Source organism: Roseibium hamelinense (assembly GCF_007830545.1).
Classification (GTDB): domain Bacteria; phylum Pseudomonadota; class Alphaproteobacteria; order Rhizobiales; family Stappiaceae; genus Roseibium; species Roseibium hamelinense.
Map to the genome: position 1 here is coordinate 537,818 of NZ_VLLF01000002.1, position 24,270 is coordinate 562,087.

Annotated in this window: 29 protein-coding genes; 17 read left to right on the forward strand and 12 right to left on the reverse strand. The window is 56.3% G+C overall.

Translation table 11 applies throughout. The features are described 5' to 3' along the window. Nucleotides 1-35: 35 nt before the first annotated feature. Complete coding sequence (locus JM93_RS07335) at nucleotides 36-1,238, reverse strand: FAD-dependent monooxygenase (RefSeq protein WP_145341763.1); 1,203 nt, start codon at nucleotides 1,236-1,238, stop codon at nucleotides 36-38. Nucleotides 1,239-1,248: 10 nt separating this feature from the next. Beyond that, on the reverse strand, nucleotides 1,249-1,494 hold the full coding sequence (locus JM93_RS07340) for a zinc-finger domain-containing protein (RefSeq protein ID WP_145341765.1): 246 nt from the start codon (nucleotides 1,492-1,494) through the stop codon (nucleotides 1,249-1,251). A 202-nt stretch (nucleotides 1,495-1,696) separates the two neighbouring features. Here JM93_RS07340 and JM93_RS07345 point away from each other — a divergent pair, with 202 nt between their 5' ends. The 3 genes from JM93_RS07345 to JM93_RS07355 are packed head-to-tail and all read left to right on the forward strand — an operon-like array spanning nucleotide 1,697 to nucleotide 3,589. Then, nucleotides 1,697-2,452 (forward strand): alpha/beta fold hydrolase, encoded by a 756-nt coding sequence (locus tag JM93_RS07345; protein ID WP_145341767.1) that lies wholly within the window; start codon nucleotides 1,697-1,699, stop codon nucleotides 2,450-2,452. Further along, a complete protein-coding gene (locus JM93_RS07350) occupies nucleotides 2,449-3,324 on the forward strand; it encodes an alpha/beta fold hydrolase (protein WP_145341769.1) in 876 nt (291 codons plus the stop codon). Before JM93_RS07345 ends, JM93_RS07350 begins: the two co-directional genes overlap by 4 nt. Beyond that, complete coding sequence (locus JM93_RS07355) at nucleotides 3,302-3,589, forward strand: hypothetical protein (protein WP_145341771.1); 288 nt, start codon at nucleotides 3,302-3,304, stop codon at nucleotides 3,587-3,589. Before JM93_RS07350 ends, JM93_RS07355 begins: the two co-directional genes overlap by 23 nt. On the opposite strand, the gene JM93_RS07360 is transcribed toward JM93_RS07355, so the two are convergent. Further along, nucleotides 3,566-4,372: an enoyl-CoA hydratase gene (locus JM93_RS07360; RefSeq protein ID WP_145341773.1), complete on the reverse strand. Its 807-nt coding sequence runs from the start codon at nucleotides 4,370-4,372 to the stop codon at nucleotides 3,566-3,568. The two genes, JM93_RS07355 and JM93_RS07360, sit on opposite strands and share 24 nt — an antisense overlap. A 129-nt stretch (nucleotides 4,373-4,501) precedes the next feature. Between JM93_RS07360 and cysE the strand changes: the two genes are divergently transcribed. Together cysE and JM93_RS07370 are read left to right on the forward strand one after the other, a co-directional pair. Further along, a complete protein-coding gene (gene cysE, locus JM93_RS07365) occupies nucleotides 4,502-5,353 on the forward strand; it encodes a serine O-acetyltransferase (RefSeq protein ID WP_145341775.1) in 852 nt (283 codons plus the stop codon). A gap of 96 nt (nucleotides 5,354-5,449) precedes the next feature. Beyond that, a complete protein-coding gene (locus tag JM93_RS07370; protein WP_145341777.1) occupies nucleotides 5,450-5,665 on the forward strand; it encodes a DUF3126 family protein in 216 nt (71 codons plus the stop codon). A 53-nt stretch (nucleotides 5,666-5,718) separates the two neighbouring features. On the opposite strand, the gene JM93_RS07375 is transcribed toward JM93_RS07370, so the two are convergent. Beyond that, entirely contained in the window at nucleotides 5,719-6,456 is a 738-nt protein-coding gene (locus JM93_RS07375; protein ID WP_145341779.1) for a hypothetical protein, read from the reverse strand. Nucleotides 6,457-6,685: 229 nt separating this feature from the next. Here JM93_RS07375 and JM93_RS07380 point away from each other — a divergent pair, with 229 nt between their 5' ends. After that, nucleotides 6,686-7,009 carry a DUF6949 family protein gene (locus JM93_RS07380; RefSeq protein ID WP_145341781.1) on the forward strand — a complete coding sequence of 108 codons (324 nt, stop codon included), beginning with the start codon at nucleotides 6,686-6,688 and terminating at the stop codon, nucleotides 7,007-7,009. A gap of 24 nt (nucleotides 7,010-7,033) precedes the next feature. Continuing rightward, nucleotides 7,034-7,561, forward strand: coding sequence for a gamma carbonic anhydrase family protein (locus tag JM93_RS07385; protein WP_145341783.1), 528 nt, complete (start codon nucleotides 7,034-7,036; stop codon nucleotides 7,559-7,561). 171 nt (nucleotides 7,562-7,732) lie between these two features. Here the strand turns inward: JM93_RS07385 and JM93_RS07390 are convergent, their stop codons facing one another. The 3 genes from JM93_RS07390 to JM93_RS07400 form a co-directional block, all read right to left on the reverse strand. Further along, nucleotides 7,733-8,347 (reverse strand): transglutaminase-like cysteine peptidase, encoded by a 615-nt coding sequence (locus JM93_RS07390; protein WP_208994990.1) that lies wholly within the window; start codon nucleotides 8,345-8,347, stop codon nucleotides 7,733-7,735. A gap of 480 nt (nucleotides 8,348-8,827) precedes the next feature. Continuing rightward, the gene (locus JM93_RS07395) at nucleotides 8,828-9,469 is read right to left on the reverse strand and encodes a PilZ domain-containing protein (RefSeq protein ID WP_145341785.1); all 642 of its coding nucleotides are present in this window, start codon (nucleotides 9,467-9,469) and stop codon (nucleotides 8,828-8,830) included. Between the two features lie 144 nt (nucleotides 9,470-9,613). Further along, nucleotides 9,614-10,261 carry a PAS domain-containing protein gene (locus tag JM93_RS07400; RefSeq protein ID WP_145341787.1) on the reverse strand — a complete coding sequence of 216 codons (648 nt, stop codon included), beginning with the start codon at nucleotides 10,259-10,261 and terminating at the stop codon, nucleotides 9,614-9,616. A 612-nt stretch (nucleotides 10,262-10,873) separates the two neighbouring features. On the opposite strand from JM93_RS07400, the gene JM93_RS07405 reads away from it, so the two are divergent. Both JM93_RS07405 and JM93_RS07410 read left to right on the forward strand, forming a co-directional pair. Next, nucleotides 10,874-11,626, forward strand: coding sequence for a rhomboid family intramembrane serine protease (locus JM93_RS07405; RefSeq protein ID WP_145341790.1), 753 nt, complete (start codon nucleotides 10,874-10,876; stop codon nucleotides 11,624-11,626). 89 nt (nucleotides 11,627-11,715) lie between these two features. Next, the gene (locus JM93_RS07410) at nucleotides 11,716-12,147 is read left to right on the forward strand and encodes a CBS domain-containing protein (protein ID WP_145341792.1); all 432 of its coding nucleotides are present in this window, start codon (nucleotides 11,716-11,718) and stop codon (nucleotides 12,145-12,147) included. Between the two features lie 60 nt (nucleotides 12,148-12,207). Here the strand turns inward: JM93_RS07410 and hisI are convergent, their stop codons facing one another. Then, complete coding sequence (gene hisI / locus JM93_RS07415) at nucleotides 12,208-12,654, reverse strand: phosphoribosyl-AMP cyclohydrolase (RefSeq protein ID WP_145341794.1); 447 nt, start codon at nucleotides 12,652-12,654, stop codon at nucleotides 12,208-12,210. 29 nt (nucleotides 12,655-12,683) lie between these two features. After that, nucleotides 12,684-13,319: a GTP cyclohydrolase I FolE gene (gene folE, locus JM93_RS07420; protein WP_145341796.1), complete on the reverse strand. Its 636-nt coding sequence runs from the start codon at nucleotides 13,317-13,319 to the stop codon at nucleotides 12,684-12,686. Between the two features lie 287 nt (nucleotides 13,320-13,606). Here folE and JM93_RS07425 point away from each other — a divergent pair, with 287 nt between their 5' ends. The 4 genes from JM93_RS07425 to JM93_RS07440 all read left to right on the forward strand — a co-directional run bounded on the left by JM93_RS07425 (nucleotide 13,607) and on the right by JM93_RS07440 (nucleotide 17,570). Next, a complete protein-coding gene (locus tag JM93_RS07425; protein WP_145341798.1) occupies nucleotides 13,607-14,071 on the forward strand; it encodes an iron-sulfur cluster assembly scaffold protein in 465 nt (154 codons plus the stop codon). Nucleotides 14,072-14,086: 15 nt separating this feature from the next. Further along, the gene (gene yidD, locus JM93_RS07430) at nucleotides 14,087-14,461 is read left to right on the forward strand and encodes a membrane protein insertion efficiency factor YidD (RefSeq protein WP_145341800.1); all 375 of its coding nucleotides are present in this window, start codon (nucleotides 14,087-14,089) and stop codon (nucleotides 14,459-14,461) included. A 140-nt stretch (nucleotides 14,462-14,601) separates the two neighbouring features. After that, nucleotides 14,602-16,551: a threonine--tRNA ligase gene (gene thrS / locus JM93_RS07435; protein ID WP_145341802.1), complete on the forward strand. Its 1,950-nt coding sequence runs from the start codon at nucleotides 14,602-14,604 to the stop codon at nucleotides 16,549-16,551. A gap of 170 nt (nucleotides 16,552-16,721) precedes the next feature. Then, a complete protein-coding gene (locus tag JM93_RS07440; RefSeq protein ID WP_145341803.1) occupies nucleotides 16,722-17,570 on the forward strand; it encodes a lysophospholipid acyltransferase family protein in 849 nt (282 codons plus the stop codon). 39 nt (nucleotides 17,571-17,609) lie between these two features. Here JM93_RS07440 and JM93_RS07445 read toward each other — a convergent pair whose 3' ends face one another. Further along, entirely contained in the window at nucleotides 17,610-18,668 is a 1,059-nt protein-coding gene (locus JM93_RS07445) for a hypothetical protein (RefSeq protein WP_208994992.1), read from the reverse strand. A 190-nt stretch (nucleotides 18,669-18,858) separates the two neighbouring features. Between JM93_RS07445 and JM93_RS07450 the strand changes: the two genes are divergently transcribed. The 4 genes from JM93_RS07450 (at nucleotide 18,859) to JM93_RS07465 (ending at nucleotide 22,732) form a co-directional block, all read left to right on the forward strand. Then, entirely contained in the window at nucleotides 18,859-19,458 is a 600-nt protein-coding gene (locus tag JM93_RS07450) for a nitroreductase family protein (protein WP_145341806.1), read from the forward strand. A 1-nt stretch (nucleotide 19,459) separates the two neighbouring features. Beyond that, nucleotides 19,460-20,062 (forward strand): flavin reductase family protein, encoded by a 603-nt coding sequence (locus JM93_RS07455; RefSeq protein WP_145341808.1) that lies wholly within the window; start codon nucleotides 19,460-19,462, stop codon nucleotides 20,060-20,062. A 232-nt stretch (nucleotides 20,063-20,294) separates the two neighbouring features. Beyond that, a complete protein-coding gene (locus JM93_RS07460; protein ID WP_145341810.1) occupies nucleotides 20,295-21,464 on the forward strand; it encodes a transglycosylase SLT domain-containing protein in 1,170 nt (389 codons plus the stop codon). A 110-nt stretch (nucleotides 21,465-21,574) separates the two neighbouring features. Beyond that, nucleotides 21,575-22,732 carry a DUF2336 domain-containing protein gene (locus JM93_RS07465; RefSeq protein WP_145341812.1) on the forward strand — a complete coding sequence of 386 codons (1,158 nt, stop codon included), beginning with the start codon at nucleotides 21,575-21,577 and terminating at the stop codon, nucleotides 22,730-22,732. A gap of 27 nt (nucleotides 22,733-22,759) precedes the next feature. On the opposite strand, the gene JM93_RS07470 is transcribed toward JM93_RS07465, so the two are convergent. Both JM93_RS07470 and JM93_RS07475 read right to left on the reverse strand, forming a co-directional pair. Further along, complete coding sequence (locus JM93_RS07470) at nucleotides 22,760-23,356, reverse strand: Hpt domain-containing protein (RefSeq protein ID WP_208994994.1); 597 nt, start codon at nucleotides 23,354-23,356, stop codon at nucleotides 22,760-22,762. A gap of 37 nt (nucleotides 23,357-23,393) precedes the next feature. Then, nucleotides 23,394-24,191, reverse strand: a complete 798-nt coding sequence (locus tag JM93_RS07475; RefSeq protein ID WP_145341814.1) for an NAD kinase — start codon at nucleotides 24,189-24,191, stop codon at nucleotides 23,394-23,396. Between the last annotated feature and the right edge of the window lie 79 nt (nucleotides 24,192-24,270).

Below are 24,270 nucleotides of genomic sequence, written 5' to 3' on the forward strand. Positions count from 1 at the left end.
GCTCAACCCCGCAAGTGCACAGCCAGGTGCTGCCCCTAGCCCGGAAGATCCGGTGTCCAGCTGTAAATCCAGTCCATGCGGCCCTGCAGTCCTTCAGGTTTCGACAGTCGCATAAACGCGTTGCGGCCGAACGCCAGCGGGCCGTCAAGGTGATAAATATAGGCGTTTGTCTCGGCCTGGTTTTGAACCTGTACGACGCGTGACTGACGAAGCTCCTGAAAATGCAGCAAGAGAGCGGGTATCGGTGCAACGGCTGCTTCCAAAAGTGCGCCGAGAATCCCGGCGTCCTCAATGGCCATAGCTGCGCCTTGAGCCACAAAGGGAAGCATGGCATGGGCTGCGTCGCCGATGAGGGTGGTGCGTTCATGAACCCATGGGCCACTCGCATCAACGGCAAACAGTGCCCACTTGGTCCAATGCTCAGGCAAGGCAAGGAGCTCTTTCGCGTCAGAGTGCCAGTTCGCGAAATGCGGCCTCAGCTGCGAGAATTGCGCTTTTGAGGACCAGGACCGCTCCGTCCAGGCTTCGTCGACAAGGGCGACAATGTTAAGCTCTTTTCCGCCTCTGATGGCATAGTGGACGAGGTGCGCTCCAGGTCCCAGCCACAAGCCCGTACTGAGCATCATCTCCCAGGGGACAGCTTTTCCGGGGATGGTTGTGCGATACGCAGTTCGGCCGCTGAAACGCGCGTCATTGTGCCCCGGAATCAAGGCCCGGCTTTTGGACCAAACGCCATCAGCGGCGATTAAAAGCGTGCCGTCGATCCAGCCTGTGCTGTCCGGTGTCTCGAACAAACAGGTCAGGCGGCCGTCATCCTGTTTCACGTCGTGAATTTCACTCGACAGCCACAGGTCGATACCAGCGGTGTTTTTTACCTTTTCCACCAGTGCGCGCTGCAGATCCGCGCGATGGACCACCCAATAGGGTGCGCCATAGCGTTCAGCAAATGCCGGTCCCAGCGGCAGCCGGCTCAATTCCTTTCCGGTTTTGCCGGATCTTATGCGGATTGCTTCCGGTGCCACCGCATGGGGTCTGATGTCCTCAAGGACGCCCAGTTTGCGCAGCACATGGCACGCATTGGGTGATAGCTGCAAACCCGCGCCGACCTCAGTCAGTTCGCGGGCACGCTCCAAAACAAGCACTTCATAGCCTGCTTTCCGCGCTGCCAGCGCAGCTGTTAAACCCGCAATACCTGCACCGGAAATAATAATCGGCCCGCTGTCTTTGGAATGCGGCATGCAGTGGCAGCTAAGCGGCTTCTGGCGTGAATACGCAGTCGTTCGGCGACGATTCAGTGGCCTTCAAGGTGTCGTCGAACTTGTAAAGGGTTGAGCAGTATGGGCAGACGATCTCGTTCTCATCGCCCATGTCCAGGAAAACATGCGGATGATCGAACGGAGGATTAGCGCCAATACACATGAATTCCTTCGCGCCAATCGCCACCGAATCGTGGCCGCTCGTGTTCTGGAAATGCGGGACAACGTGATCCGCCATGGTGGGGCCTTCCATCTCTCATTCGTATTTTGCGGCACAATAGCCATGTGCAGCGAAATTGGGTAGGGGCGTCCCGCATGTTTCTGCAGTGATTGACAGAAACTGGGCGATCTGTCCCGTCAGTGCCCTTTACCGCTCAACGCCCGCATCCTAAGCTTGATCCAATGAAAACTTCCCTTTACGTAAAAGTCAGGTTAAGCTGATGCCTCAGTTTCAAATGGATGGTGTTGATCTCGCCTATTTCGACGAAGGGGAGGGAGATCCGATTCTCCTGATCCACGGGTTTGCGTCGAACAAGTCGGTAAACTGGGCCTACCCGGGATGGGTGGATCTCCTGATCAAGGACGGGCGTCGGGTGATAGCAATCGACAATCGGGGGCATGGTGAAAGTTCCAAGTTCTATGATCCGGCCGCCTACGGCGCGCCAATCATGGCTGAGGACGCCCGCCGTCTGCTTGACCATCTGGACCTGCCGCAGGTCGATGTCATGGGGTACTCCATGGGAGCCCGTATTTCCGCCTTCCTGACGCTGAACCACGCGGACCGGGTCCGATCGGTTGTTTTCGGCGGGCTTGGATATGGCATGGTCTCAGGTGTCGGCGATCCCGAGCCAATTGCGTCGGCGCTTGAAGCGGACAGCCTGAAAGATATTCAGGATCGCACCGGGCGTGCTTTTCGCGCATTTGCAGATCAAACCGGATCTGACCGGCTGGCACTTGCAGCTTGCATGCGCTCGTCCCGGCAGAAAATTTCAGAGGCAGATGTTGCACGCATTTCCCGGCCGGCCTTGGTCGCTGTGGGAACCAAAGACGATATTGCTGGGTCACCGCAAAAACTCGCCGCCCTGATGCAAGACGCGCGGGTCTTGGAGATCCCGAACCGGGACCACATGGTCGCCGTTGGCGACAAGGTCTACAAGCAGGGTGTTTTGGACTTTTTATCGGAGGTTGCTGCATGACAGCCGACAGTTTGCGTTTTGAAGGTGCAGAAGGAAATGAGCTGATTGCAGATCGGGTCGGTCTTGCTGGACAACCGGTTCTGATGCTTCATGGGGGAGGGCAAACGCGTCACTCGTGGGATGCTGCCGCCGAAAGCATCGCGGCGCAGGGGCATGTGGTCTATGTCATGGATCAGCGCGGTCACGGCGAGAGTGCCTGGGTCAGCTCGCAGAACTACATGTTCGCCGATTTTGCCAAAGACCTGGCGGTGGTTGCAAAGACGATCCGGGAAAAAGACGGGGCCGCGCCCGTGGTGGTTGGCGCGTCGCTTGGCGGCCTCGCAGGTATGCTGGCAGAGGGGCACCTCGCCCCGGGATCACTGGCAGCATTGGTCTTGGTCGACATCACCCCGCGGATGGACATGAGTGGTGTCGAAAAGATCCTCGGGTTCATGAGTGCCAAGGTTGAGGAAGGGTTTGGAAGTGTCGAGGAGGCGGCCGATGCCATTTCGCTTTACCTCCCGAACCGCAAACGTCCGAAAGACCTTTCGGGCCTGTCGAAAAATCTGAGGCTGCACGCGGACGGGCGTTACCGCTGGCATTGGGATCCGAATTTCCTGTCAGCCAAAAACAATCAAGACGCGGCGGCGCGCACGCAATTGCAGCAGGAAATCATAGATGCGGCGGCAAATCTGAAACTTCCGGTGCTTCTGGTTCGAGGGCAGAATTCGGAGCTGGTGTCCATGGAGCATGTTGAAGAGTTTCTGCAGCTCGTGCCGCATGCGAAATTCGTCGATGTCCAAAACGCCGGGCACATGGTGGCGGGCGACCGGAATGACATCTTCGCGGCGGCCGTGCAGGACTTCTTGAATGACCTTTTTGCCGTCTCATGAAAACCAAAAGTCAAATCAGCATATTGCGCTGATTTCCTACCAAGGTGAGTCTTTCAAGTGTTTCCCGTCAGCCTTGTATTGGCCTGCGCCTAAGCGCACAACGGCAAGCTTCAAAGCGGTTGCCGCTGACAGTCCGGTGCTTGGAAAAGAAAGATGGTTCAGGGTTTTAGAGGAGGATTTTGAGGGTCTGATTCAGCCAAGCCAGACGGATGCGCGACTTAAAGCGTTGATTCAAGTACGCTCATATTCCCTTGAAGTCGGGTGACCGTTTTTCCTTGAACGCAGCGCGGCCCTCAGAAAAGTCGGCGCTGTTAAAGCACTGCGCTGCGGCCGCGTGTGCCGCGTCCATCAAGCCTTTTTCAGCGCCGGGCTGCAGAGCATTGATGGCCAGCTTGCCGGCCTGCAGGGTAAGAGGGGCATTCGCCGCGATCTGGGCACAAATCTTCTCCGTCAAGTCAGCAAGGCCATCACCGTTTGTAACCTCAGACAGGATGCCGAGTGACTGGGCTTGCGCGGCTCCGAAAACCTCGGCGGTGAACAGCAGCCGCTTGGCCGCCATGCTGCCGACCGCCGCCACGATGTCCGAAACAGCTTCGGCAGGGTAGGCCAGTCCTAGCCGGCCTGCGGGCACGGCAAAGCGGGCGGTATCATCTGCGATCCTTAGATCGCAGGCCAAGGCAAGGCCCAGACCACCACCAAGGCAATGGCCCCGGATTTCGGCAAGTGTCGGGAGCCGGCAGTGTTTGACGGCTTTAAATGCGGCAACGTTGATGGCGTCGTAGTGGGCGGCTTTTTCGGCGTTCGAACGGGTCTCTTCAAACTCAGAAATGTCTGCACCAGCAGAAAAGGGTCCTGCTTGCGTGCCGCTGAGAACAATCACCCGCACATCCTTGTTGCTCACAAGCTCGGCGACCGCGCTCGGAAGCGCCTGCCACATCTCCAGTGTCAGGGCGTTTTTGCGGGCCTGATTGTCAAAAATCAGCCGCCCCGTAAAACCTCGGATTTCTGTTTTAAGGGTTGCCGTCAGTTGAGTTTTTGAAGATGACACACTTATCTCCCGCCAAATGGACTGCCAGACCAAACCAGCAGAACCGTCCAGGGGCAAGAATGACTTTGGAATTATTCGGCGTGCGCATTATGTTACGTTCCACGAGCATACACGGCCAAGGATACCAAGATGGCGAACCCTACCCGGGCTGAAAACGCAGCAGCGGTCGCGCAGCACGATCCTGTCTGGCGGCAATTACGCGAGGAAGCCCAAGCGATGGTGGCGTCCGAGCCGGCGCTGTCTTCCTTTGTCTATGAAACGGTCTTGAACCACGAACGTCTCGAAGAAGCGGTGGTGCATCGGCTTGGCGACCGGCTCGGCCGGGACATTGTCTCTGCGTCCTTGATCCGTCAGACCTATCTTGAGGCGCTGACAATGGAGCCGGAACTCGGAGAAATATTCCGTGTCGATATCGTGGCCGTTTATGACCGGGATCCTGCCTGCACGCGTTTCTTGGAGCCGGTTCTGTATTTCAAGGGATTTCATGCGCTCCAGACACACCGGCTGGCAAATTGGCTTTGGCGCCAGGGGCGGAAGGATTTCGCACTCTATCTACAAAGCCGAGCGTCTGAAGTGTTTCAGGTTGATATTCATCCGGCTGTTCCGGTTGGACGCGGCATCTTCATCGACCACGGCACCGGACTGGTGGTGGGGGGCACGGCCGTAATCGATGACGATGTGTCGATCCTTCAAGGCGTCACACTGGGTGGTACCGGCAAGGAGGGCGGCGACCGGCACCCGAAAATCCGTCACGGGGTTCTTATCGGCGCTGGCGCAAGTATCCTTGGCAACCTCGAGATCGGCCATTGCAGCCGCATAGCCGCCGGGTCTGTTGTGCTCACACCTGTGCCGGAAAACACCACCGTGGCCGGTGTGCCCGCGAAAATTGTCGGCAAAGCGGGATGCTCCGAGCCGGCAAGAACCATGAACCAGCTGCTTGCAAGCGCGTTCGCCGATCCAGATTCGGGGAAAAACACATAGGAACCGGGGGAAAGCGCATTCCGCCGGTTGGATTGTGCGCTGTGTCATGTAGGTTCCGCCCACCAAAAACGGACGAGACCGACCAGGAGATGTATTTTGAAGCCTGATGAGATCCGCAAACTCGAAGCCTATTTGAAAAAGCTGTTCGGCAACGACCGTCTGCAGGTTCGCGCGCGGCCCAAGAAAGATGATTCCGCTGAAGTCTATCTTGGTGACGAATTCATCGGAGTCATTTTCCGTGACGATGAAGATGAGGACTTGAGCTGGAACTTTCAGATGGCGATTCTGGAGATCGATCTGGAGGACGTGTAAGCGTCGCTGCTGCGCAAAATATCCGGATAAAAAGCCCGCGATTTGCGGGCTTTTTACGTATTGTCATGGGTGAGGCTTGCCACCAGCTGGTTTACTTTTCGTTCAAGCCGTCCCCAACTGTTGATCAGGGCCCGGTCAAAACGGTAACTCACGAACAAGCCGTCCGGTGTTCTGAAATTGCGCGTACAGACCGATATGTAGCTGCTGCTGCGCTGGGTGCAGCGCGCCGCATAGCTTCCGTTTTGGCCCGGTTCAAACACAACGCCGTCCCGTGCGCTGCTGCCGGGCGGGGTCAGTATGTATTCTCTCAGGCCCGCCGGGCCGCGTTGATGCGGACTCTGGGCGAGCTGCGCATAGACCGGAAACAGCCGGTCGCGGATTGTCTCCTGTTTCCCTAGCGGTGCCAGTGTTATTTCAATCCAGCTGTCTTTTGCAGTCTTGCCGTCGCTCCCGAGTGGGGCGCTGTCTATCGGCGCCATATCAGGCCAGCGTGCGTTCAAGGTAACGGTGGTTGCGCGGCGCCCTTGACTGCCTTTTCCCTGAAGCCGGGCCTGGTCACCGGCAGACATGAGGGGTACCGGGATTGAAAGGCGCGTGGCTTGAAGCTGAACAGCAACCGAAGGTCCAGGTCGCGTATGGTGTGTTTGCCCGCCTTCTGTATCTAAAATGCTGCTCCAGCTCCCGGCCATAGCAAGCAGGTAGATGCCAGAAATACCGGCAAGCACCTTGGTCACATACGAAAATGCTGTCAGCCCCTGCGTGTCCAAAAGGCCATGGCTTGCCGGAATCATGTCAAGCACCACTCTGAAACCGTCTTTCGGACTCTACGAATGGTGTTGTGCCAGCCTGGAACAGTGGCTGTCCCTTGTTGATCCTGTGCCCTTGGCAATTCCTGCATGCTCACGAGAAAACCGCCCATAAACGGCCGAGACTCAGAAACGGCACGGCGTTTGCTCTTGACCCTTTGATTAATCTGGAGCAGCTTCAGTGCTTAAAGGTTAACAGGGGGTTAACAGGGTGATGGCAGATTTAGGTCTTGTTTTCTTTGTTGCATGCGCAGGGTTTGCGGCCGCAGGCTTGATCGCCAGCCTTTATCAGCTCGTCACCAGTCAGCCGCCACGGTTCAATTTTGATGTGGATACAGTGGTCGGAACGATCGGATCGGTCGCCCTGTGTCTCATCACCGGGCCGTTTATCATCATGCGCAATGCGATTCGGGGGCGTCGGATCGAAGGGCGGCCGCTTGGGTGGCTTGTCGCCTCTTCGACGATTGCTGGCATGTGGAGCATGTTCTCCGGTCTCTTTGTGGTACACATCGCCGTAAGCATCGCAAAAACAATCTGATTTTCAGTCCAAGGCCAGTGTTTCATGGCAGTCTTTGCCCTTGATGATGTCGCGCCTGTTTTCCCCGGAAACGGGAATTACTGGGTTGCTCCGTCCGCAGAAGTGATCGGACGGGTTCGCCTGGAAGAAGACGCAAGCGTCTGGTTCGGTGCCGTTTTGAGGGGCGACAATGAACTCATTCATTTGGGCGCCAGATCGAACATACAAGATGGCTGCGTCTGCCACACGGATATGGGGTTTCCGCTCTCGATCGGAGCCGACTGCACGATTGGCCATAAGGCAATTCTTCATGGCTGCACGATCGGTGCGAACAGCCTTGTCGGCATGGGGGCAACCATCCTGAACGGGGCTGTGATCGGCAAAAATTGCATCGTTGGTGCGAACGCCCTGATCGCCGAGGGTAAGATCATCCCAGACAATTCGCTCGTCGTCGGTGTTCCGGGCAAAGTCGTCCGAACCCTGACAGGGGAAGCTGCCGCCGGTATCCTCAAATCGGCCGAGGGGTATGTCCGAAACTGGCGCCGCTTCAAGGCCGGCCTGAAACCCGTGTGACACTACAAAGAGCGGTGTCCCGACCATGGATATCCAGAAAAAACGGGAGCCGGCCTGCGGGGGCTGGCCGACTCCCTGGATCCGGTCGTGGTAGGGATGGGGAGGGTGGGGACGCGACCGGATCTTCCCGCTTGCGCGCGCTGGGCGCGCAAATCCCAATTCCCTGCGCGATCAGCCGCCAACGCTACTGACGGTGGTGACCCGCTTGTCTGAAATACCGGTCCATTTGGCCGGTGCCTTTGTCGATTGCCGCTTAATGTAGCGGTAAGGCGTTGAATACCAAGGCAAAACAGCTTCGATTTGGTTGTCCAGGATCATGTCGCCGAGGTCCGTGCGGACCGTCAGTACAGCATGACCAGAATTGTTGATGTCCTTTGCCACAGTGATCAGCAGGGCGCTTGCCGGCCATCCCGCAGCCAACAAAGCTCTCTGCTTTTCAAGGACGTATTCCTCGCAATCGCCTGCCCCAACCGTCGGGTAGGTCCAGAATTCCGGCTGGCCCCAAAGATCTTCGTCGGTCACCGGCTGGATGCTGCGATTGATCCGGTTGTTCACCGCTATGAGCTCATTCCAACGTTCTTCCGTCAGCCTGACCACCACAGGAGAATTTGTTTCTCCGGCACAGGCAGCTGCATTTTGAGCGCAGAATTGCTGGTGTCCGATGGGAGCCGTAACCGGGGCATCCATCTCCATGAAACGCGAAGGCGATGCCGCTGCAGTTTGCGGCCCGAGGTGCGATACAAGCATCGCTCCGGTTAAAATCAGAGTAGTTTCAAGTAAATTCATCGTAACGCCCTCCCCAAGGCTGGCGTAACGATGTCATACTGTTTTTTATCTCAGAATAATTCTGAAAATCAAAAAGTAATAAAATTCAAATCGAATAGTAATAAAACTTAATTTAAATGAAAATCAAAGTTAAATCTAACTTTCAGAAAATTTGCATAAAATTTTATCTATCTCCCGCAAGGTGCTGGTTTTGATGGGTTTAATGGCTTCAAGAGCTTTAATCAAAACTGAAAAACACTGTCGGCCGAAGCAGCCCATATTGCATAACCGAGCGGAGCCGCTCAGTAATTTGGGCCCATTATTTTGATCAAAAAAATGCCTGCGCGGCATGGTTCGGCAGGCTTGCCCGAACCAGGCAACATACGCGCCTTGTCAAAACTCACAGATACGCAAACTGCTCAGTACAATTTGCGCTGAGAAGACCATCAGGGTTGATTTTGGAAGAAGGACAGCGGTGAGCGCCGCGCTTTCGCGGGCGCTTTAGACTTGATCTTCGTCGCTGCCGGAAATGTGTTGCTCAAGCAACTGCCGGTTTTGGATGGCTGCGAACTCGACCGCAATACCACCTTCGATGTGCCGGACAACCCGCGCCCGCATCTTGCCGATAGCGATGCTGTCGCCCATTTCAGGCTTCGTGTCGATCGCGATCGCCGCGCCTGACAGGGACACGTCGATAATCCGGCAAACGTGTTCGGTACCGTCGGGCATGACGATCTTCGTCATTGGATTTTTTGGCACAAACCGGTCATGGCGGCGATCTTCTGGAAGATTCAGTTCGTCGCGGTTGGCAAGCCACGTCAATACGTTTGCGATCTTGTCTCGCTTGCGCAGCGTGTTACGCAGTTCCACCGCAAATCCGCCCTCGAACACACGGGCGATGCGCCCTTCAACGCGGCTCAGATGATCAAGATAGGCAACAACACGCTCGCCAATCCGGCCTGGCACAGGGGTTATCATTGCCATGCCCCCTGGGGACATATCGACCACCTGACATGGGTATTCCCTGCGGTCTTCAAGCATAAACCGGCCGAGAATGTTGACCTTAACACGCTGATGTCGGCGCTTGTCGGCCGCGTTCAACGTTCTGTGTGTGTCGGTAGCTGCGGCCAAACCAGCATCCATGCCTGAATATCCATGTAGTGTGCGTCACCGCATTTATACCCTACCGGTGCGGTTTTGGCACCAGTCCCGGCAATTTAGCTTAGTGCGCTCGGGTTAACGATCTGTTTTTCCTTTTATGAAGAAGTGCGTTTTATCGCCTTGCAATCAAGACTTTCCGCCGGAATAGACCGTTAAATGTCCGACCTGACGTTCGGCACCTTGTGGTAATACCGCCTGTGCAGGCATGGCAACGCGTTCCGGGTTCAAACGCGGAACTGCGCCATGACTGGCCCGATCGCTATCGACAAAATGCGGGCGCTCATCCGGCCAGATCAAACGCAGGCTGGAGATCGACTGCTGGAGCAGAGGGTGAAGCCCCATCCAGTAGGGCCGCTCCATTGCTGACGAGCAGCCGAGAATGCGCACACGGCCTTCACCAGGGACATTCAATGGCAACAGAAGCATTTCCATAGGCAGCTGCTGGCCACGTTCCGTGTGGCCGTTCACGCCGACCACAGCAACCGCCGCATCTTCGATCACGGCAGTGATGAGGCTTTCAAGCGCCTCGCGATCCTTGTCGTTCCAGCCACGCAGGAAGTTCCGACCCTTCAGCTCGCGGCAGTGAACCGAGCATAGCCGGGTGCCGGCAAGCCGGTATCGGACATCCTTTACCCCGTTTGTTTCGAGAATAAAGGTGTCGCCCAAAAGGCCGCGGATTTGCCCTGGGTCTATTTCGCTGCGGTTCGGCGAAGGCCGCAATCCGCGCAAATCATCCCAGTAGCTGTAAAGGGTCCGTGTAACGCCGTTTTTCATTTCGTTCCCCGTCTGCGTTGCGTCCGGTGTCTCGATATTTGTCGAACCTGTTTCAAAGCGGGACGCTGAGGTCTTGATCGCTTGTGTCGCCTCTTACAAAGCAGGGGGCATGCCAAACCGAAGGCGTGACCGGATGTCAAAGCAGCGAAAGGATACATTAAGGTTAATGAAACCTAAAGATTGCGTTGGTTGTCAAGATTGGGCAAATATACGAAACGTTAACGATTGGTGGCGCAAAAGCCGACACCGGGCGCCCAATAAAAACAACAGGGGGCGGCAATTGACGATCAGAGTTGCGTGGGGACGCGGCTGGTGAATGGGGGCAAAGCGCAGCCAGGGAAGGATCTGGCTGCGCTTTTTCATTTTGTATCTGGGTATCTCCAAAGATCCTTTGGGACAGAAAAGGCTGGCAAGCCTCCGAGAAACGCGCGGTTCACCGGTTTGTCGCCAAATTCCCGGTTTATTGCGATTAGGTGCAGTCATTGCGATTGGGTGCAGGCATGGGGGGCGGCGTTCACCCTGTCTTGACAGACTCAGCCCCAAGGCTGTGTTTCGGCTTGTCAGTCCGGTCACGAACCGTACATGTCTAGGAAAGACTTGGAAGGGACAAGAATGAACGTCTACGAATTCAAAAAGCGGCAACCGGAGCCACCCGCGCACACTCCGGCGCTCAACCTTCCCCCGGTAATCGTGTGGTTGTCCGGAGTTATGATTGCTATCCATGTGGCCCGCACCTTCCTGTTGCCCGACAGTTGGAATGGCAACATCCTGCTGTACTTCGCGTTCTGGCCGGTGCGCTATCAGCCCGATCTGCTGTTATCGGGATCCGCGCCCGGCGGATTTGGTGCCGATATCTGGAGTTTCGTGACCTACGGGCTTCTGCATGGCGGTGCGATGCACATCATTTTTAATCTGCTTTGGATGGCGATCTTTGGCAGCGCGGTTGCCCGGCGGTTCGGAATTGCGCGCTTTCTGATTCTGTCTGCAGCTTGCGCCGCGGGCGGTGCTGTCTTGCATCTCATGACTCACTGGGGCGAATCTGCGCCAATGATCGGGGCCTCTGCTGCCGTTTCGGGACAGATGGCGGTTGCCATCCGTTTCATTTTTGAACTCGGTGGCCCGCTTGGTGCATTTCGGCGATCCGACGACGCGGCTTACCGCGTCCCCGCAATGCCACTGAATGCCTGTTTTCAAAACCCACAAGTCCTTGGCTTTACAGCAGTTTGGTTTGGTTTGAATCTGTTTTTCGGTCTTGTCGGCGGCGGCGGCAGCGGTTCGATCGCCTGGCAGGCCCATATTGGCGGTTTTATAACAGGACTTGCACTGTTCCCCTTGCTCGATCCGGTTCCGAGGCGTTTCCGATAGAAGCATTTGCGTCTGCTGGAATTTTTGCCATGATGCAGCGACGCGCAGTTTATCCGCGCCCACCGCAGCGTCATGGGAGGAGTTCGCAAATGACAGTTGCCGCAATCCTGAAAGAAAAAGGCCGGGATGTCATCGCCGAACGCGGCGAAACGGAGCTTGCCGAAGTCTGTAAGGTCCTGGGCAAAAACAAAATCGGTGCGATTTTGATTACCGATCCAGATGGGCATATCGAAGGCATTGTTTCGGAACGCGATATTGTCCGTGCAGTCGGTGAAGATGGTTCCGCTGCTCTCACCCGGCCCGTATCGAGCGTCATGACAAAGAGCGTCGTGACTTGCTCGGAAGACGACACCGTGAGTCAGGTCATGGCAAAAATGACCGCGGGACGCTTCCGGCACGTGCCGGTGGTCAAGGACGGCAAAGTGGCCGGCGTTATTTCGATTGGCGACGTGGTCAAGCACAAGATTGCTCAGGTCGAGCAGGAAGCCGAACAGATGCGCAGTTACATCACGATGGCGTAGTCTGGCACCATGGCCCGAATACAGGACAACAACCGGCCGCTTGCGCGGCCGTTTTTATGTTCAGGTGGAGCGGATCGAGGCTGAGACTTTCTCCTGTTCGGTCCGGACCAGCCGGACGTCGCCACTGACCGACTTGTCGACTTTGCGGAAGAAGCAGGACCGGTAGCCGACGTGACAGGTGCCACCATTGCCGCCCACGGTCACCTTAAGAACCAAAGCATCCTGATCGCAATCCGTGCGAACTTCACGCACAGTCTGCACTTGGCCTGACGTCTCGCCTTTTTTCCAATAGGCCTGACGCGACCTGCTCCAATACCAAGCCTCACCGGTCGAAAGGGTACGCTTGAGAGCCTCTCCATTCATGTAGCCGACCATGAGCACTTCATTTGTCTCAAAGTCGGTCACGACCGCGACGATCAGGCCGTCGCTGTCATATTTTGGCATGAGATAAGAGCCTGTCTCGACAGCGGCCTTGTCGCCGCGTTCCGCGAAACAAATGTCACACACGGAAAATGATCCTCGCCGTTTGGCGGGATCTATCGCATCCCGCCGCGCACCATGGTCATGAACTTGGCCTGTTCGGCCGGGTCGTCATGGAAAACGCCAGTGAACTGGGTGGTGATCGTGGAGACCCCCGGTTTTTGCACGCCGCGCATCGTCATGCACTGGTGTTCGGCTTCGAGCATCACCGCCATGCCGCGCGGAGCGAGCGTGTCGTCAATGGCTGAAGTGATCTGAGCCGTCAAGTTTTCCTGCGTCTGGAGCCGTTTTGCGTAGATGTCTACGACACGGGCCAGTTTGGAAAGTCCGACGACGCCTTCCGCCGGGTAGTAGGCGATGTGCGCCTGCCCAATGAAGGGAAGCATATGGTGTTCGCAGTGCGAGTGAAATGGAATGCCACGAACCATCACGATGTCCTGGTAGCCGCCCACATCTTCAAATGTGCGCTCCAGATGTTCGATTGGATCCTCAAAATAGCCGCCATAGAGTTGCGTGAAGGCTTTCACCACACGCTTGGGCGTCTCCAAAAGACCCTCGCGATCGGGATCATCGCCGGTCCACGCCAGCAGAGTTTTCACTGCCGCTTCAGCTTCTTCTTTGCTGGGCCTTTGAAGTTGGTCGGGAGTTTTCCGGTCGACCTTTTTTTGTACCGGCTTGAGGACAGCGTCCATTTGGATCCTCGCTAACTTGCTTTGGTCACTCGTCATACGGCATTCTCATTTTAGCGGATCATGTGGTTCGCTGTACTAAAGCGTTGACACCAAACATAGTCCACCCAAATTCGAACGCACAGTTTCTGAATGCACCGCGAGGATTTCAAACGCGACAAAACCGCGCCTGCCAGCCGTCCGCGACCACTCTACCCCTTGCGGAATATCCGCGAGGACTGATGTATATAGGCAGAAGGTGTACCGCCGCAATGCGGCTGTTGCACAAGAAGTTTCACGAAGAGGCGAGAATGCTCGACGACATCTACAATTCCAAAATCCTGGAGTTTGCCGGGAACATTCCCCGCATCGGACGTTTGGACAATCCCCAGGCCTCGGCGACCGCCCACTCGCGGCTGTGCGGCTCAACGGTCACTGTCGAACTTGTGACGGAGGACGGTGTTGTTACAGACTTTGCGCAAGACGTAAAAGCCTGCGCACTCGGTCAGGCTTCATCCTCGATTTTGGCGCGACATATTGTTGGGACGCCGGTTGGGGATCTGCGTGATCTTCAGACAACCATGCGTGCCATGCTGAAAGAAGGCGGCAACCCTCCCGAAGGCCGTTTTGCAGACCTGAAGTTCCTGGAGCCGGTTCGTGAATACAAAGCGCGCCACGCCTCGACGCTGCTGGCCTTCGACGCGGTCGTTGATGCACTTGATCAGATTGACGCTGCTTCAGGTGCAAGCGGCAAAGCAGCCGGCGAAGTCGCCTGACCGGGTGTTGACACCATGTGCTCCGATCCCTGTCATCACGCGCAAAAGCCGGAATACAGTCTTGGCAGCAAACGGGCATATGTCAGTTTCCCTGCACGCATTGGTCTTGGCCTGATTTGGATCTACAGACACTCGCTGTCTTTGTTTATGGGCAGGGGATGCCGATACGCGCCAACTTGTTCCGATTACACTGCCGAAGCCTTTAAGGCGTATGGACTATGGGCCGGGGGATGGATCGGTTTGTCGCGGATCCTGAGATGCAATCCATGGGGGGCATCCGGGTTTGACCCGATCCCCGCCGAGTTGCCGGCCCATGCCAGATGGTATCTTCCTTGGCGTTACGGGCGTTGGAGCGGGGCGCACATCCCCCAGGATGTCCGCCTCGATTGAGCTTGTACCGGGCTCGTGACAGCGCGCGTGTTTTGCCCGCCAGCGGTTGCCCGGCAGATTTAAATCCCTTAAGGTATGCGGTGTTTCAAACCACCAAAACGCTTACCTGCCTTGTCTGCAGGAGTGAGCTGGAGATAATGATGATACATCTGACTTTCCCCGACAATTCCGTGCGCGAATACGAACCTGGCATCACCGGGTCCGATGTTGCTGCAAGCATATCCAAATCGCTGGCAAAAAAAGCGGTCGCCATGGCGGTTGATGGCGAACTTCGTGATCTCTCCGATCCGGTTGGCGCCAATGCCAAAATCGAGATTTTGACCCGTGAAGATCCGCGCGCTCTGGAGCTGATCCGCCACGATGCGGCGCATGTGATGGCTGAAGCCGTTCAAGAACTGTGGCCGGGCACGCAGGTCACCATCGGACCGGTCATCGAAAACGGGTTCTACTACGACTTCAAAAAGAACGAGCCGTTTACCCCGGAAGATCTGCCGGTCATCGAAAAAAAGATGCGGGAGATCATTCAGCGCGGAGCGCCGTTCACCAAGGAAGTGTGGTCCCGCGATCAAGCAAGACAGTATTTTGCCGACCAGGGCGAGGTCTACAAGGTCGAACTCGTCGATGCGATTCCTGAAGACCAGGAACTGAAAATCTACAAGCAGGGGGAATGGCTGGACCTTTGCCGTGGCCCCCACATGGTTTCCACGAAGCAGATTGGCGACGCATTCAAGCTTATGAAAGTTGCCGGTGCGTATTGGCGCGGCGACAGCAATAATGAGATGCTGACCCGGATTTACGGCACCGTCTGGGCGAGCGAAAAAGAGCTGAAAGGCTACCTCCACATGCTGGAGGAAGCCGAAAAGCGCGACCACCGCAAGCTAGGCCGCGAGATGGACCTGTTCCACTTCCAGGAAGAGGGGCCGGGCGTGGTGTTCTGGCACGCCAAGGGCTGGACGCTGTTTCAGAAGCTTGTGTCCTATATGCGCCGCCGTCTTGAAGGTGATTATGACGAAGTGAATGCGCCGCAAGTGCTGCACACGTCGTTGTGGGAGACCTCCGGTCACTGGACCTGGTACAAGGAGAACATGTTCTCCGTGCAATGCGCGGACAAGGAGGCCGAAGACGATCGGGTATTCGCGTTGAAGCCGATGAACTGCCCGGGCCACGTCCAGATCTTCAAACATGGTCTCAAAAGCTACCGCGACCTGCCGCTGCGCATGGCGGAATTCGGCGTGGTCCATCGCTACGAGCCTTCTGGCGCCATGCACGGGCTGATGCGCGTACGCGGCTTCACACAGGATGATGCTCACGTTTTCTGCACCGAAGACCAAATGGCGGCGGAATGCTTGAAGATCAATGATCTGATTCTGTCGGTCTACAAGGACTTCGGCTTTGAGGAGATCGTTGTGAAGCTGTCCACCCGTCCGGAAAAGCGTGTCGGGTCGGATGAGCTTTGGGATCATGCCGAAGCTGTCATGGAAAAGGTGCTCAAACAGATTGAGGACGAGGCCGGCGGGCGGGTAAAGACCGATATTCTACCCGGTGAAGGGGCGTTTTACGGTCCGAAGTTTGAATACACCTTGCGGGACGCCATTGGCCGGGAGTGGCAATGCGGCACCACTCAGGTGGACTTCAATCTGCCCGAACGCTTCGGTGCATTCTATGTCGACAAAGACGGCGAAAAGAAAACTCCAGTCATGATTCACAGGGCAATCTGCGGGTCGCTGGAGCGTTTCCTCGGCATCTTGATCGAAAACTTCTCGGGCCATTTTCCGCTCTGGCTTGCGCCTCAGCAAGTCGTTGTTGCGACCATCACCACCGAGGCGGATGAGTACGGGCAGGAGGTTGCCAACCTTCTCAAAGCCGCCGGCTTGAGTGTTGCAACGGACTTCCGGAACGAGAAGATCAACTACAAGGTTCGTGAACACTCGCTTGCGAAAGTGCCTGTGATTGTCGTCTGCGGCATGCGGGAGGCAGAAGAGCGGTCGGTAAACATCCGCCGGCTTGGATCCAAGGACCAGACGCCGATGAGCCTCGATGAGGCGATCAACGCTTTGAAGACGGAAGCAATCCCGCCGGATCTTCGCTAAAAGAGTTCTGGCGCGAAGCGCGAAAACCTGTCTAAAACACCCAAGGGAAATTTGCCGCAATTGCGCTTCAGTTTCCCTTGGGGCAATGTCCTGTCACGAAAGTGAAATAGGGCGGCTGTTAAAGGGTGTAACCTTTTAGCTGCCAAACCAGAAAAATAGACGGTTCGCCTGTGGACTATACCGAATTCAGTTATGCGAATCCCGATCATCCTCCGCTCAAGCGGTGGCTCATCCGGTCGATTGAATCCCTGTCGGGACGGCGGAAACTCCTGAGCACCTATGAGCTCTGGAAAACGTCGATGGTCGGGACCTCCGACCACATCTGGAGCGATCTCCTCAGCCTGATCAATCTGAACGTGTCGGTGTCCGACGGCGAGTGGCCGCCGAAAAACCTTCCGGATGGCCCTTTGGTGATGATCGCAAACCATCCTTACGGAATCGGTGACGGGCTGGCGATTCTCTCGCTCGCAGAACAGCTTGGCCGGCCGTTTCGGATCATGATCAACAATGAGCTGCTTAAAGTTCCCGAGGTTCGCCCGTTTTCGCTTCCGGTTGATTTTGAAGAAACCAAGGAAGCTTTGAAAACAAATATGGAAACACGCCGGGAAGCGCTACGGCTGTTGAGCGAAGGCGTGACTATTATCGTGTTTCCGGGGGGCGGGGTCGCAACCGCAGCAAAACCATTCGGCCGAGCCGAAGAACTCCCGTGGAAGACATTCACGGCCAAGATGATCCGCTCATCCAAAGCAACTGTACTGCCGCTGTATTTTGACGGGCAGAACTCCTGGATTTTCCATCTGGTGAGCCGGTTTTCACTCACACTTCGGTTGTCGCTTTATGTTCGAGAATTCCGCAGGATCCTCGGATCGGTGATCACAGCGCGGGTTGGAACGCCGATCACCTTCGAAACGCTTGCAGGATTTAAGGACCAGAAAGAAATCATGGATTTTCTGCAGACCAAGGTGATGCAGATGCGCCCCACCGAGCGCCAGCGCCGGGGGCTGAAGTTCAGGCTCTGAAGATCGAAAAAATCATCAAAATAAGCAAGCCGCGGTCAGTCACTTGCGCGCTCCAGCCCGCTGGCTGTCTTTTTTAACGCGCGCCAACACTTCGACCTCGCGATTCAATCCTGCTTCCACGACAAATGTCCGTTGGAACAGTCGGCCATTGTTCCGGGCAACGACTTCATATTCACCGGCAGCCAGAACAAAATCGGGAAACGCTCCATTGGCTTCCACAACCACATCACCGCCAGGACTGAGCACAGACCAAGAGGTGTTTGCAATCGCCTCGCCACCCTCTTCGTTGACAAGCTTCAAGGTGATGTCCGCGGCGTTGTGATAGATGGTCGCCTCAGTCAACCGTCCTGGTATGACTTGCACATCTGCGCGAACGATTGCGTTCGCAGAGCCGTAATTGCTGACAATGTGATAGGTGTCGGGGGCAAGTCTGATGATCTTGTCCGGCTGCACATTTTCGGCGATCAAATTGCGCTCACCGCGTTCATTGAATTCTGTTCCGTAGATGTCGAACCGCAGCTCCGGGCTGACCAACGGCGTGTCGTCGGCAAGCGCGGCATCGAGTTTGATACCTCCAGCATTCAAGATCACCATCTTAGATTGGACATCACGCCCGATGACGATCCGGTTTGTCGCGGTTGCATGACCGTAGGCGGTGTGGATCAAGTAGGAGCCGGGATCGAGCCGGAATTCCGCATCGCCGCCGCGGGCGGTTGCGACAAGCTCCAAACGGCCGTCCGTATTCATTGTTTCGCTATAAATGCGCCAGATCAGCCCGCTTTCGATAGGTTGAGTATCGCGTGTGAGCTTTGCCATCAGATAGAGAGCGCCCTGGTCCTGGTAGCCAGAAAAACCGGTGTTGCCGCCGGTTGCCGGGGCATAGGGAACAAGGGTGTCTGAAAACAGCGGTTCCGGTTCGCGGTCCAAGAGATTTTGAATCGGTGTTTCCGGTTCGGGAATCGGGGCGTTGGGATCAGGCTTTGCCTTCGGCGGAAGCGGTACGTCTTGCCCCATCGCGGCTCCGGACAAGCTTACCGCGAGCGCAAACCAGAGCGCTCCAACGATACGTGCCCACCAAAGTGCCGGTTGTGTTTTCAAGTTTATTCCCTGCTTTTTAATCAAATTGCTATCGCATAAATACTGTGTCTGCCATGGGCTTGGCAACTGCTTCGCGGCGCGCGTTTTTGGCTGGCAATCCGGCATCAATAAGACGACGCCCGCCTGCATTGACATTATTCTCCGATCGGCTACGTCCAGAGCGTTACATTTGCAATTTAAGGCCGCTCCCATGTCAGACTATGCAACGGCGCATCCCGAAGTGCTCGCGTTTTTGTCCAAACGCAGATCGCATCCGTCAAAGACGATGACCGGGCCCGGGCCGGATGACGAAACCCTCCAAAAGTTACTGTCGATCGCAAGCCGGGTTCCGGATCATGGCAAACTGGCTCCGTGGCGGTTTGTAATATACCCACCGGAAAAAACGCCGGCTATCGGCCAAAAGCTGCTGGAAATTGCCGAGCGGCGGGAAGGCCCTTTGGACGAGGCAAGGCGTGACCAGGAGTTGACGCGCTTTACCCGGGCACCCGTCGTTATAGGCGTCATCAGCAGCGCGGCGATCCATCCGAAGATCCCCGTTTGGGAGCAGGAGCTTTCGGCTGGGGCGGTCTGTATGAACATGGTCTCCGCGGCCGCTGCCTCGGGATTTGCCAGTCAATGGCTGAGCGAATGGTTTGCCTTCGATGAGGAAGCTGCCCAATACCTCGGCTGTGCTGAAGGAGAGCGGTTCGCCGGATTCATTCATATTGGAACGCCCACACTGCCGCCGACTGAGCGGGCGCGACCCGAACTCTCCGAAATTGTTTCATATTGGACAGAAAGACAGGCCTGACATGTATTACGAGACAGACAAGAACGACCACGGCCTTCCCTTTAATCCGTTCAAGGCGATTGTCTCGCCGCGCCCGATCGGCTGGATATCAACGCTCAGCAAGGATGGCATCGCCAATCTTGCTCCATACAGCTTCTTCAATGCAGTCGGAGACACACCGCCAATGGTGATGTTCTCGTCGACCGGTTACAAGGATTCGGTTGCGAACATCGATGAGACCGGTGAATTCGTCTGCAACATGGCGGGCTGGGATCTGAAGGACCAGATGAACACCTCGTCTGCTTCCGTGCCTCGGGATACATCCGAGTTTGAATTGGCAGGGCTGACAATGGCACCCGGCCGCCTGGTCAAGGCACCGCGTGTCGCGCATGCGCTTACCGCTCTGGAATGCAAGCATCTCAACACGGTCCGAATGACATCGCTGGAGGGCGAGGAAACCGAGAGCTACGTGGTTTTCGGTCAAGTGGTGGCGGTTCACATAGACGACAACATCGTTTCCAACGGACGGGTTGATGTGACCAAGATTAAGCCGCTCGCCCGTTTGGGCTATAAAGATTATGCCGTGATCGAATCCGTGTTTGAAATGGGACGTCCCGCGACCTGATGTCCGGGTTCTTCAGAGGGTTTCCTTGATTTGTCTTGTGAAAAAGCGACTTTTTTTCATTGTGCCCCTGAAGTTATCCACGGCTGACATCGGTAATATTGACGGTGATGTCTGTGTATTTCGGGAATATCCATTCACGGGGCTAGATGAACTTGGCTCGTTAACCTTTCGTTAACCTTTGTAATGCGACGTTAACCATCAGTTAACGGTAAAAATCGAGGAGTAACGGATCATGCGCGTTGCAGAATCCCCCTCGATCGCGTCTCGGATCGAGCAGGCATTCCAGTCCGCAAGTACGGATACAGGCATTTCATTTGACTACCTGGTGAAGACAGCGCAGCGGGAATCGTCCTTTAATCCGACGGCGAAAGCCCGGACGTCCAGCGCCACAGGTCTTTTCCAATTCATTGAATCCACGTGGCTGGAGACGATGAAAGAGGCCGGGCCAAAGCACGGTCTCGACAAATACGCTAATGCCATTGAACGAACGTCGCGGGGATACCGCGTGTCCGACCCGAATATGCGGCGGGAGATTTTGGATCTGCGCAAAGACCCGGAAATCTCCTCGTTAATGGCTGGCGCACTTACACAGAAAAACGCAGATCATCTGCGCAGCAAGATCGGCCGGGATCCGACCGATGGTGAGCTTTACATGGCGCATTTTCTGGGAGCGACAGGCGCGTCACGGCTCATAGATGCCGCTGCCAGCAATGCGGACATGCGGGCAGATGCACTTTTCTCAGCGCAGGCGCGGGCCAACAAGCCGATTTTTTATCACAGAAACGGCGCACCGCGGTCCATGGCCGAGGTGTATGAGGTGATCGTGTCAAAGCATGACGCTGTGACGATGATTGCGAGCGTCAACCCTCTGAAGGAAGAGGGCATCACCAAAGTGGCAGCACTTCCGAATGCCAAGCCGGACGTGCCGTCACAACCGACGAATCTTCTGGCTCTTGCTGAAGAGGCGCAACGGTTGACGCCGCAACAAAGGCTGGACCAGTCGCCACTGTTCCCGGCGCCGGAACCGGTTACGGCAACGGTGACCGCACCGCCGCCAACGCCGCCAGCTCCAGCAACCCAGACGGCCACTGCCGAGAGCGAAATGTCGCTGGATCAGGCGACCGAACGTGTCTTGTCCGCCTTCAGGGCAACAGAAACCGCCGATCCGTTCAAGGCGCTGTTCCGCAATGATACCGGCGCACAAAATGCAGTTGTCAGTGCACGGTTCGCTTCTGCTTTTTCTGCAGTAGAGCAAACGCCTTATTCGGGTTTGTCGGGAGCCTCGTCACGGGTTGTTGCCCAGCAGATGGCCCGTGTTGAGGCCCCTGGGCCGCTCGATCTGACCCGATTCTTGCGGTACGACGAAGAAAAAGCGAAACGCGAATTGCTGCCGCCGGCATAGTTCAATGCCCTCTGGCCACGTCGGGCGCGCCTCAGTATTTTTATAGTGAACCGAACGTTAAACCTTTGGTGCCAGTGTTTTGGTGAAGAACACTGGCTAAGCGCGTTGTCATGATCATACAGGACTTTCTAAATTGGGTTTCAACAGCACCGGACGGTCCGAGGGCTGAGGCGGCCGGGGCTTTGGCCCGCGCCTGGCTTTACTCGAACCTGTCCGACGACGACCGGCAAGGAGCTGGTGCCGCGCTGATCTACCTGCTCGATGATCCGGTGGTTGCCGTTCGGCAAGCTTTGGCGGACAGCCTTTCTGGAAGTCCGGATGCTCCGGTGCATTTGATCCTGGCCTTGTCTCAAGACGTCGATGAGGTGGCCGAGACAGTCTTCGCGCGGTCGCCGCTGATTGGCGACTGTGAGCTGGTCGATGCAGTGGCGAGTGCATCCGAACGCATTCAGATCGCCATTGCCGGCCGGCAGGATCTGTCTCCGACCGTCGCTGCTGCCGTTTCCGAGGTTGGGCTGCCTTCCGCCTGTGCGGCACTTTTGAAGAACCATGAGCAGACGCTGCTTGCATCTACCTTTCATCGCATCAATCAAAGGTTTTCTGACGTGTGCGAGGTCAGGGACTTGATGCTGGATCGGCGCGATCTTCCAATCCCGCTCCGCCACGCGCTGCTGAAACAAATTGCTGACGGCTTGATCGATCATCCCTTCGTGCTGGAAAGTGTTCCGGCTCATGCCCGCAGTCACTTTCTGCTGGATGCGACCGACAAGGTCACACTCCGGCTGGCCTCCGAAGCAACCGGAGAGGGGCTGACAGACCTTACCGCCTATCTGCGGGAGACCGGGCAAATCAATACGCGCTTGCTGCTCCGTGCGGTTTGCACGGGCCGGCTGAGATTTTTTGTCTGCTCTCTATCCCTATTGGGCAATATTCCCGAAGCTCGCCTGCGGGACATTTTGGCAAGCGTGCGCCGTCCTGCGCTCCAGGCCGTGTTGCGCAAGGCCGGACTTCCAGCGCGTAGCCATGAGGCCTTCATGGTTGCGGTTGATATTGCCCGGTCAGGTGATGTTGATTTTTGTGAAGATCTGCCGATTGCTCTGGCCCGAACGTTGACGGAAGCTGTTATGAGCGTCCTTCAAGATGAGGCTCTAGGCGGGACCGACAGTGACATCATGGCCTTCATCAGGCGGTTTGCGGTTGATGTCGCCCGCACAGAGGCAAGAGCCTATGTCAGCGGCGCTTTGCAGAAACAGCTGGCCGCGGCCTAGTCTTGTTGCAAGGGCTGGGGTTCTGGATCACTTGAATTTTTCAAGATATGCGTCGCTGACCTCGGTCAGGCTCTCAAGCAGCTTGCTGCCTGTCGGGTTGTCCGCATCCTTGGCTCCTTCGCTCACCATGGCTCGAATAGCCTCGACGTACCGCTCTCCCAGCTCCATCGGAAAGTCTGAAGGTTCGGGTAGGTTCTCGATCAAATGGCAGAAGCTCGCTGCCACCGAGCCAACCAGCGGATAGCCAAGGGTCAGGGCCTGTCCCTTGATGTTGTGGGCGGATTGGTAGAGTCGGTCCAGCCGCTCTGCATCAGCGCCGCCGTCACGCAAGTGTTGCATGGCACCAAGCAAATCCTCGGTTTCCTTGTCCATCCAAGTGCCGAAATTTGACGAAAGCCGCTGGATTGCGGCCTCTGCTGCAGCCACAGGATCGAATTTCGCCGCTTCGCGCTTGGTCAAGATCCGCACCTTTTGGCGGAGGTCAGTCGGCGGTGTGAGGACTTCATACTCTTCACCTTCAGCTGTTTTTGCAGCCATTGCGATCCACGCTCTCTTGTTTGGTGTTTTGTCGGTCAGGCCCGCAACGACTGCCCACAAGCGGGATTCTGTCCATGACAATATCATGGGCCAGTATGCTTAACAGGTTCTTTTCAAGAAAAGCTCAGTATTTGAACATCTCTGTCAGGATCCGTTCGTCCCAGCCGTGGTCTGAGTCAAACATGATCAGGCCCTCAAGCTCACTGTCCTCATGGATTGAGACTTTGGTGACATGCCGGATTTCGCGATGGTCAGCAGAGGCGCTTACCGGGCGTTTTTTGGGCTCCAGAATGTCTATATCAACGCGGGTGTGGTTCGGCAGAAGCGCGCCGCGCCACCGGCGCGGACGGAAAGCGCTGATCGGAGTGAGGGCGAGAAGAGGTGAGTAGATCGGCAAGATTGGTCCGTGGGCCGATAAGTTGTAGGCCGTGCTGCCTGCCGGGGTTGCCACGATGATGCCATCGCAGACCAGCTCTTCCAGCCTGACCCGTCCGTCGACAGAAATCCGAAGGCGGGCAGCCTGGGAGGTTTGCCGCAACAAAGACACTTCATTTATGGCGCGGGCATCCTGAATGCCGTCTTCATCGACCGTGGCCGTCAGCGAGAGCGGATGGATCGGCGTGATGTCTGCAGCGGCAAGGCGCTGCAGAAGTCCGTCCTCGCGAAATTCGTTCATCAAAAAGCCCACGGATCCGCGGTTCATCCCGTAAATCGGGATGCCGGACCCCATAAACCGGTGCAATGTTTGAAGCATCAAGCCATCGCCGCCAAGGGCCACGATGGCCTCTGCATTTTCGGCCGGCAAATCGCCGTACTTGTCGGCGAGCAGGCGCCGGGCAAATTGAGCTTCTTCTGTTTCGCTGGCGACAAAGCTCAGCCGCGTTGGTGCAGTGGCATGGCGGGAAACGGTCGCAGGGGACATCACAACAAGCTCAAACGGTCATTTATGAAAAGAAGCCCGGCAGCGTTGCTGCCTTTCTCCTTTTTAACTGTAGGATGTT

What these genes read in the sequence shown, in the direction of transcription:
- JM93_RS07335 (WP_145341763.1), bottom strand. Translation starts at nt 1,238, where the DNA reads ATGCCGCATTCCAAAGACAGCGGGCCGATTATTATTTCCGGTGCAGGT.
- JM93_RS07340 (WP_145341765.1), bottom strand. Translation starts at nt 1,494, where the DNA reads ATGGCGGATCACGTTGTCCCGCATTTCCAGAACACGAGCGGCCACGAT.
- JM93_RS07345 (WP_145341767.1), top strand. Translation starts at nt 1,697, where the DNA reads ATGCCTCAGTTTCAAATGGATGGTGTTGATCTCGCCTATTTCGACGAA.
- JM93_RS07350 (WP_145341769.1), top strand. Translation starts at nt 2,449, where the DNA reads ATGACAGCCGACAGTTTGCGTTTTGAAGGTGCAGAAGGAAATGAGCTG.
- JM93_RS07355 (WP_145341771.1), top strand. Translation starts at nt 3,302, where the DNA reads ATGACCTTTTTGCCGTCTCATGAAAACCAAAAGTCAAATCAGCATATT.
- cysE (WP_145341775.1), top strand. Translation starts at nt 4,502, where the DNA reads ATGGCGAACCCTACCCGGGCTGAAAACGCAGCAGCGGTCGCGCAGCAC.
- JM93_RS07375 (WP_145341779.1), bottom strand. Translation starts at nt 6,456, where the DNA reads ATGATTCCGGCAAGCCATGGCCTTTTGGACACGCAGGGGCTGACAGCA.
- JM93_RS07380 (WP_145341781.1), top strand. Translation starts at nt 6,686, where the DNA reads ATGGCAGATTTAGGTCTTGTTTTCTTTGTTGCATGCGCAGGGTTTGCG.
- JM93_RS07385 (WP_145341783.1), top strand. Translation starts at nt 7,034, where the DNA reads ATGGCAGTCTTTGCCCTTGATGATGTCGCGCCTGTTTTCCCCGGAAAC.
- JM93_RS07390 (WP_208994990.1), bottom strand. Translation starts at nt 8,347, where the DNA reads ATGAATTTACTTGAAACTACTCTGATTTTAACCGGAGCGATGCTTGTA.
- JM93_RS07395 (WP_145341785.1), bottom strand. Translation starts at nt 9,469, where the DNA reads ATGGATGCTGGTTTGGCCGCAGCTACCGACACACACAGAACGTTGAAC.
- JM93_RS07400 (WP_145341787.1), bottom strand. Translation starts at nt 10,261, where the DNA reads ATGAAAAACGGCGTTACACGGACCCTTTACAGCTACTGGGATGATTTG.
- JM93_RS07405 (WP_145341790.1), top strand. Translation starts at nt 10,874, where the DNA reads ATGAACGTCTACGAATTCAAAAAGCGGCAACCGGAGCCACCCGCGCAC.
- JM93_RS07410 (WP_145341792.1), top strand. Translation starts at nt 11,716, where the DNA reads ATGACAGTTGCCGCAATCCTGAAAGAAAAAGGCCGGGATGTCATCGCC.
- folE (WP_145341796.1), bottom strand. Translation starts at nt 13,319, where the DNA reads ATGGACGCTGTCCTCAAGCCGGTACAAAAAAAGGTCGACCGGAAAACT.
- JM93_RS07425 (WP_145341798.1), top strand. Translation starts at nt 13,607, where the DNA reads ATGCTCGACGACATCTACAATTCCAAAATCCTGGAGTTTGCCGGGAAC.
- yidD (WP_145341800.1), top strand. Translation starts at nt 14,087, where the DNA reads ATGTGCTCCGATCCCTGTCATCACGCGCAAAAGCCGGAATACAGTCTT.
- thrS (WP_145341802.1), top strand. Translation starts at nt 14,602, where the DNA reads ATGATACATCTGACTTTCCCCGACAATTCCGTGCGCGAATACGAACCT.
- JM93_RS07450 (WP_145341806.1), top strand. Translation starts at nt 18,859, where the DNA reads ATGTCAGACTATGCAACGGCGCATCCCGAAGTGCTCGCGTTTTTGTCC.
- JM93_RS07455 (WP_145341808.1), top strand. Translation starts at nt 19,460, where the DNA reads ATGTATTACGAGACAGACAAGAACGACCACGGCCTTCCCTTTAATCCG.
- JM93_RS07460 (WP_145341810.1), top strand. Translation starts at nt 20,295, where the DNA reads ATGCGCGTTGCAGAATCCCCCTCGATCGCGTCTCGGATCGAGCAGGCA.
- JM93_RS07465 (WP_145341812.1), top strand. Translation starts at nt 21,575, where the DNA reads ATGATCATACAGGACTTTCTAAATTGGGTTTCAACAGCACCGGACGGT.
- JM93_RS07470 (WP_208994994.1), bottom strand. Translation starts at nt 23,356, where the DNA reads ATGATATTGTCATGGACAGAATCCCGCTTGTGGGCAGTCGTTGCGGGC.
- JM93_RS07475 (WP_145341814.1), bottom strand. Translation starts at nt 24,191, where the DNA reads ATGTCCCCTGCGACCGTTTCCCGCCATGCCACTGCACCAACGCGGCTG.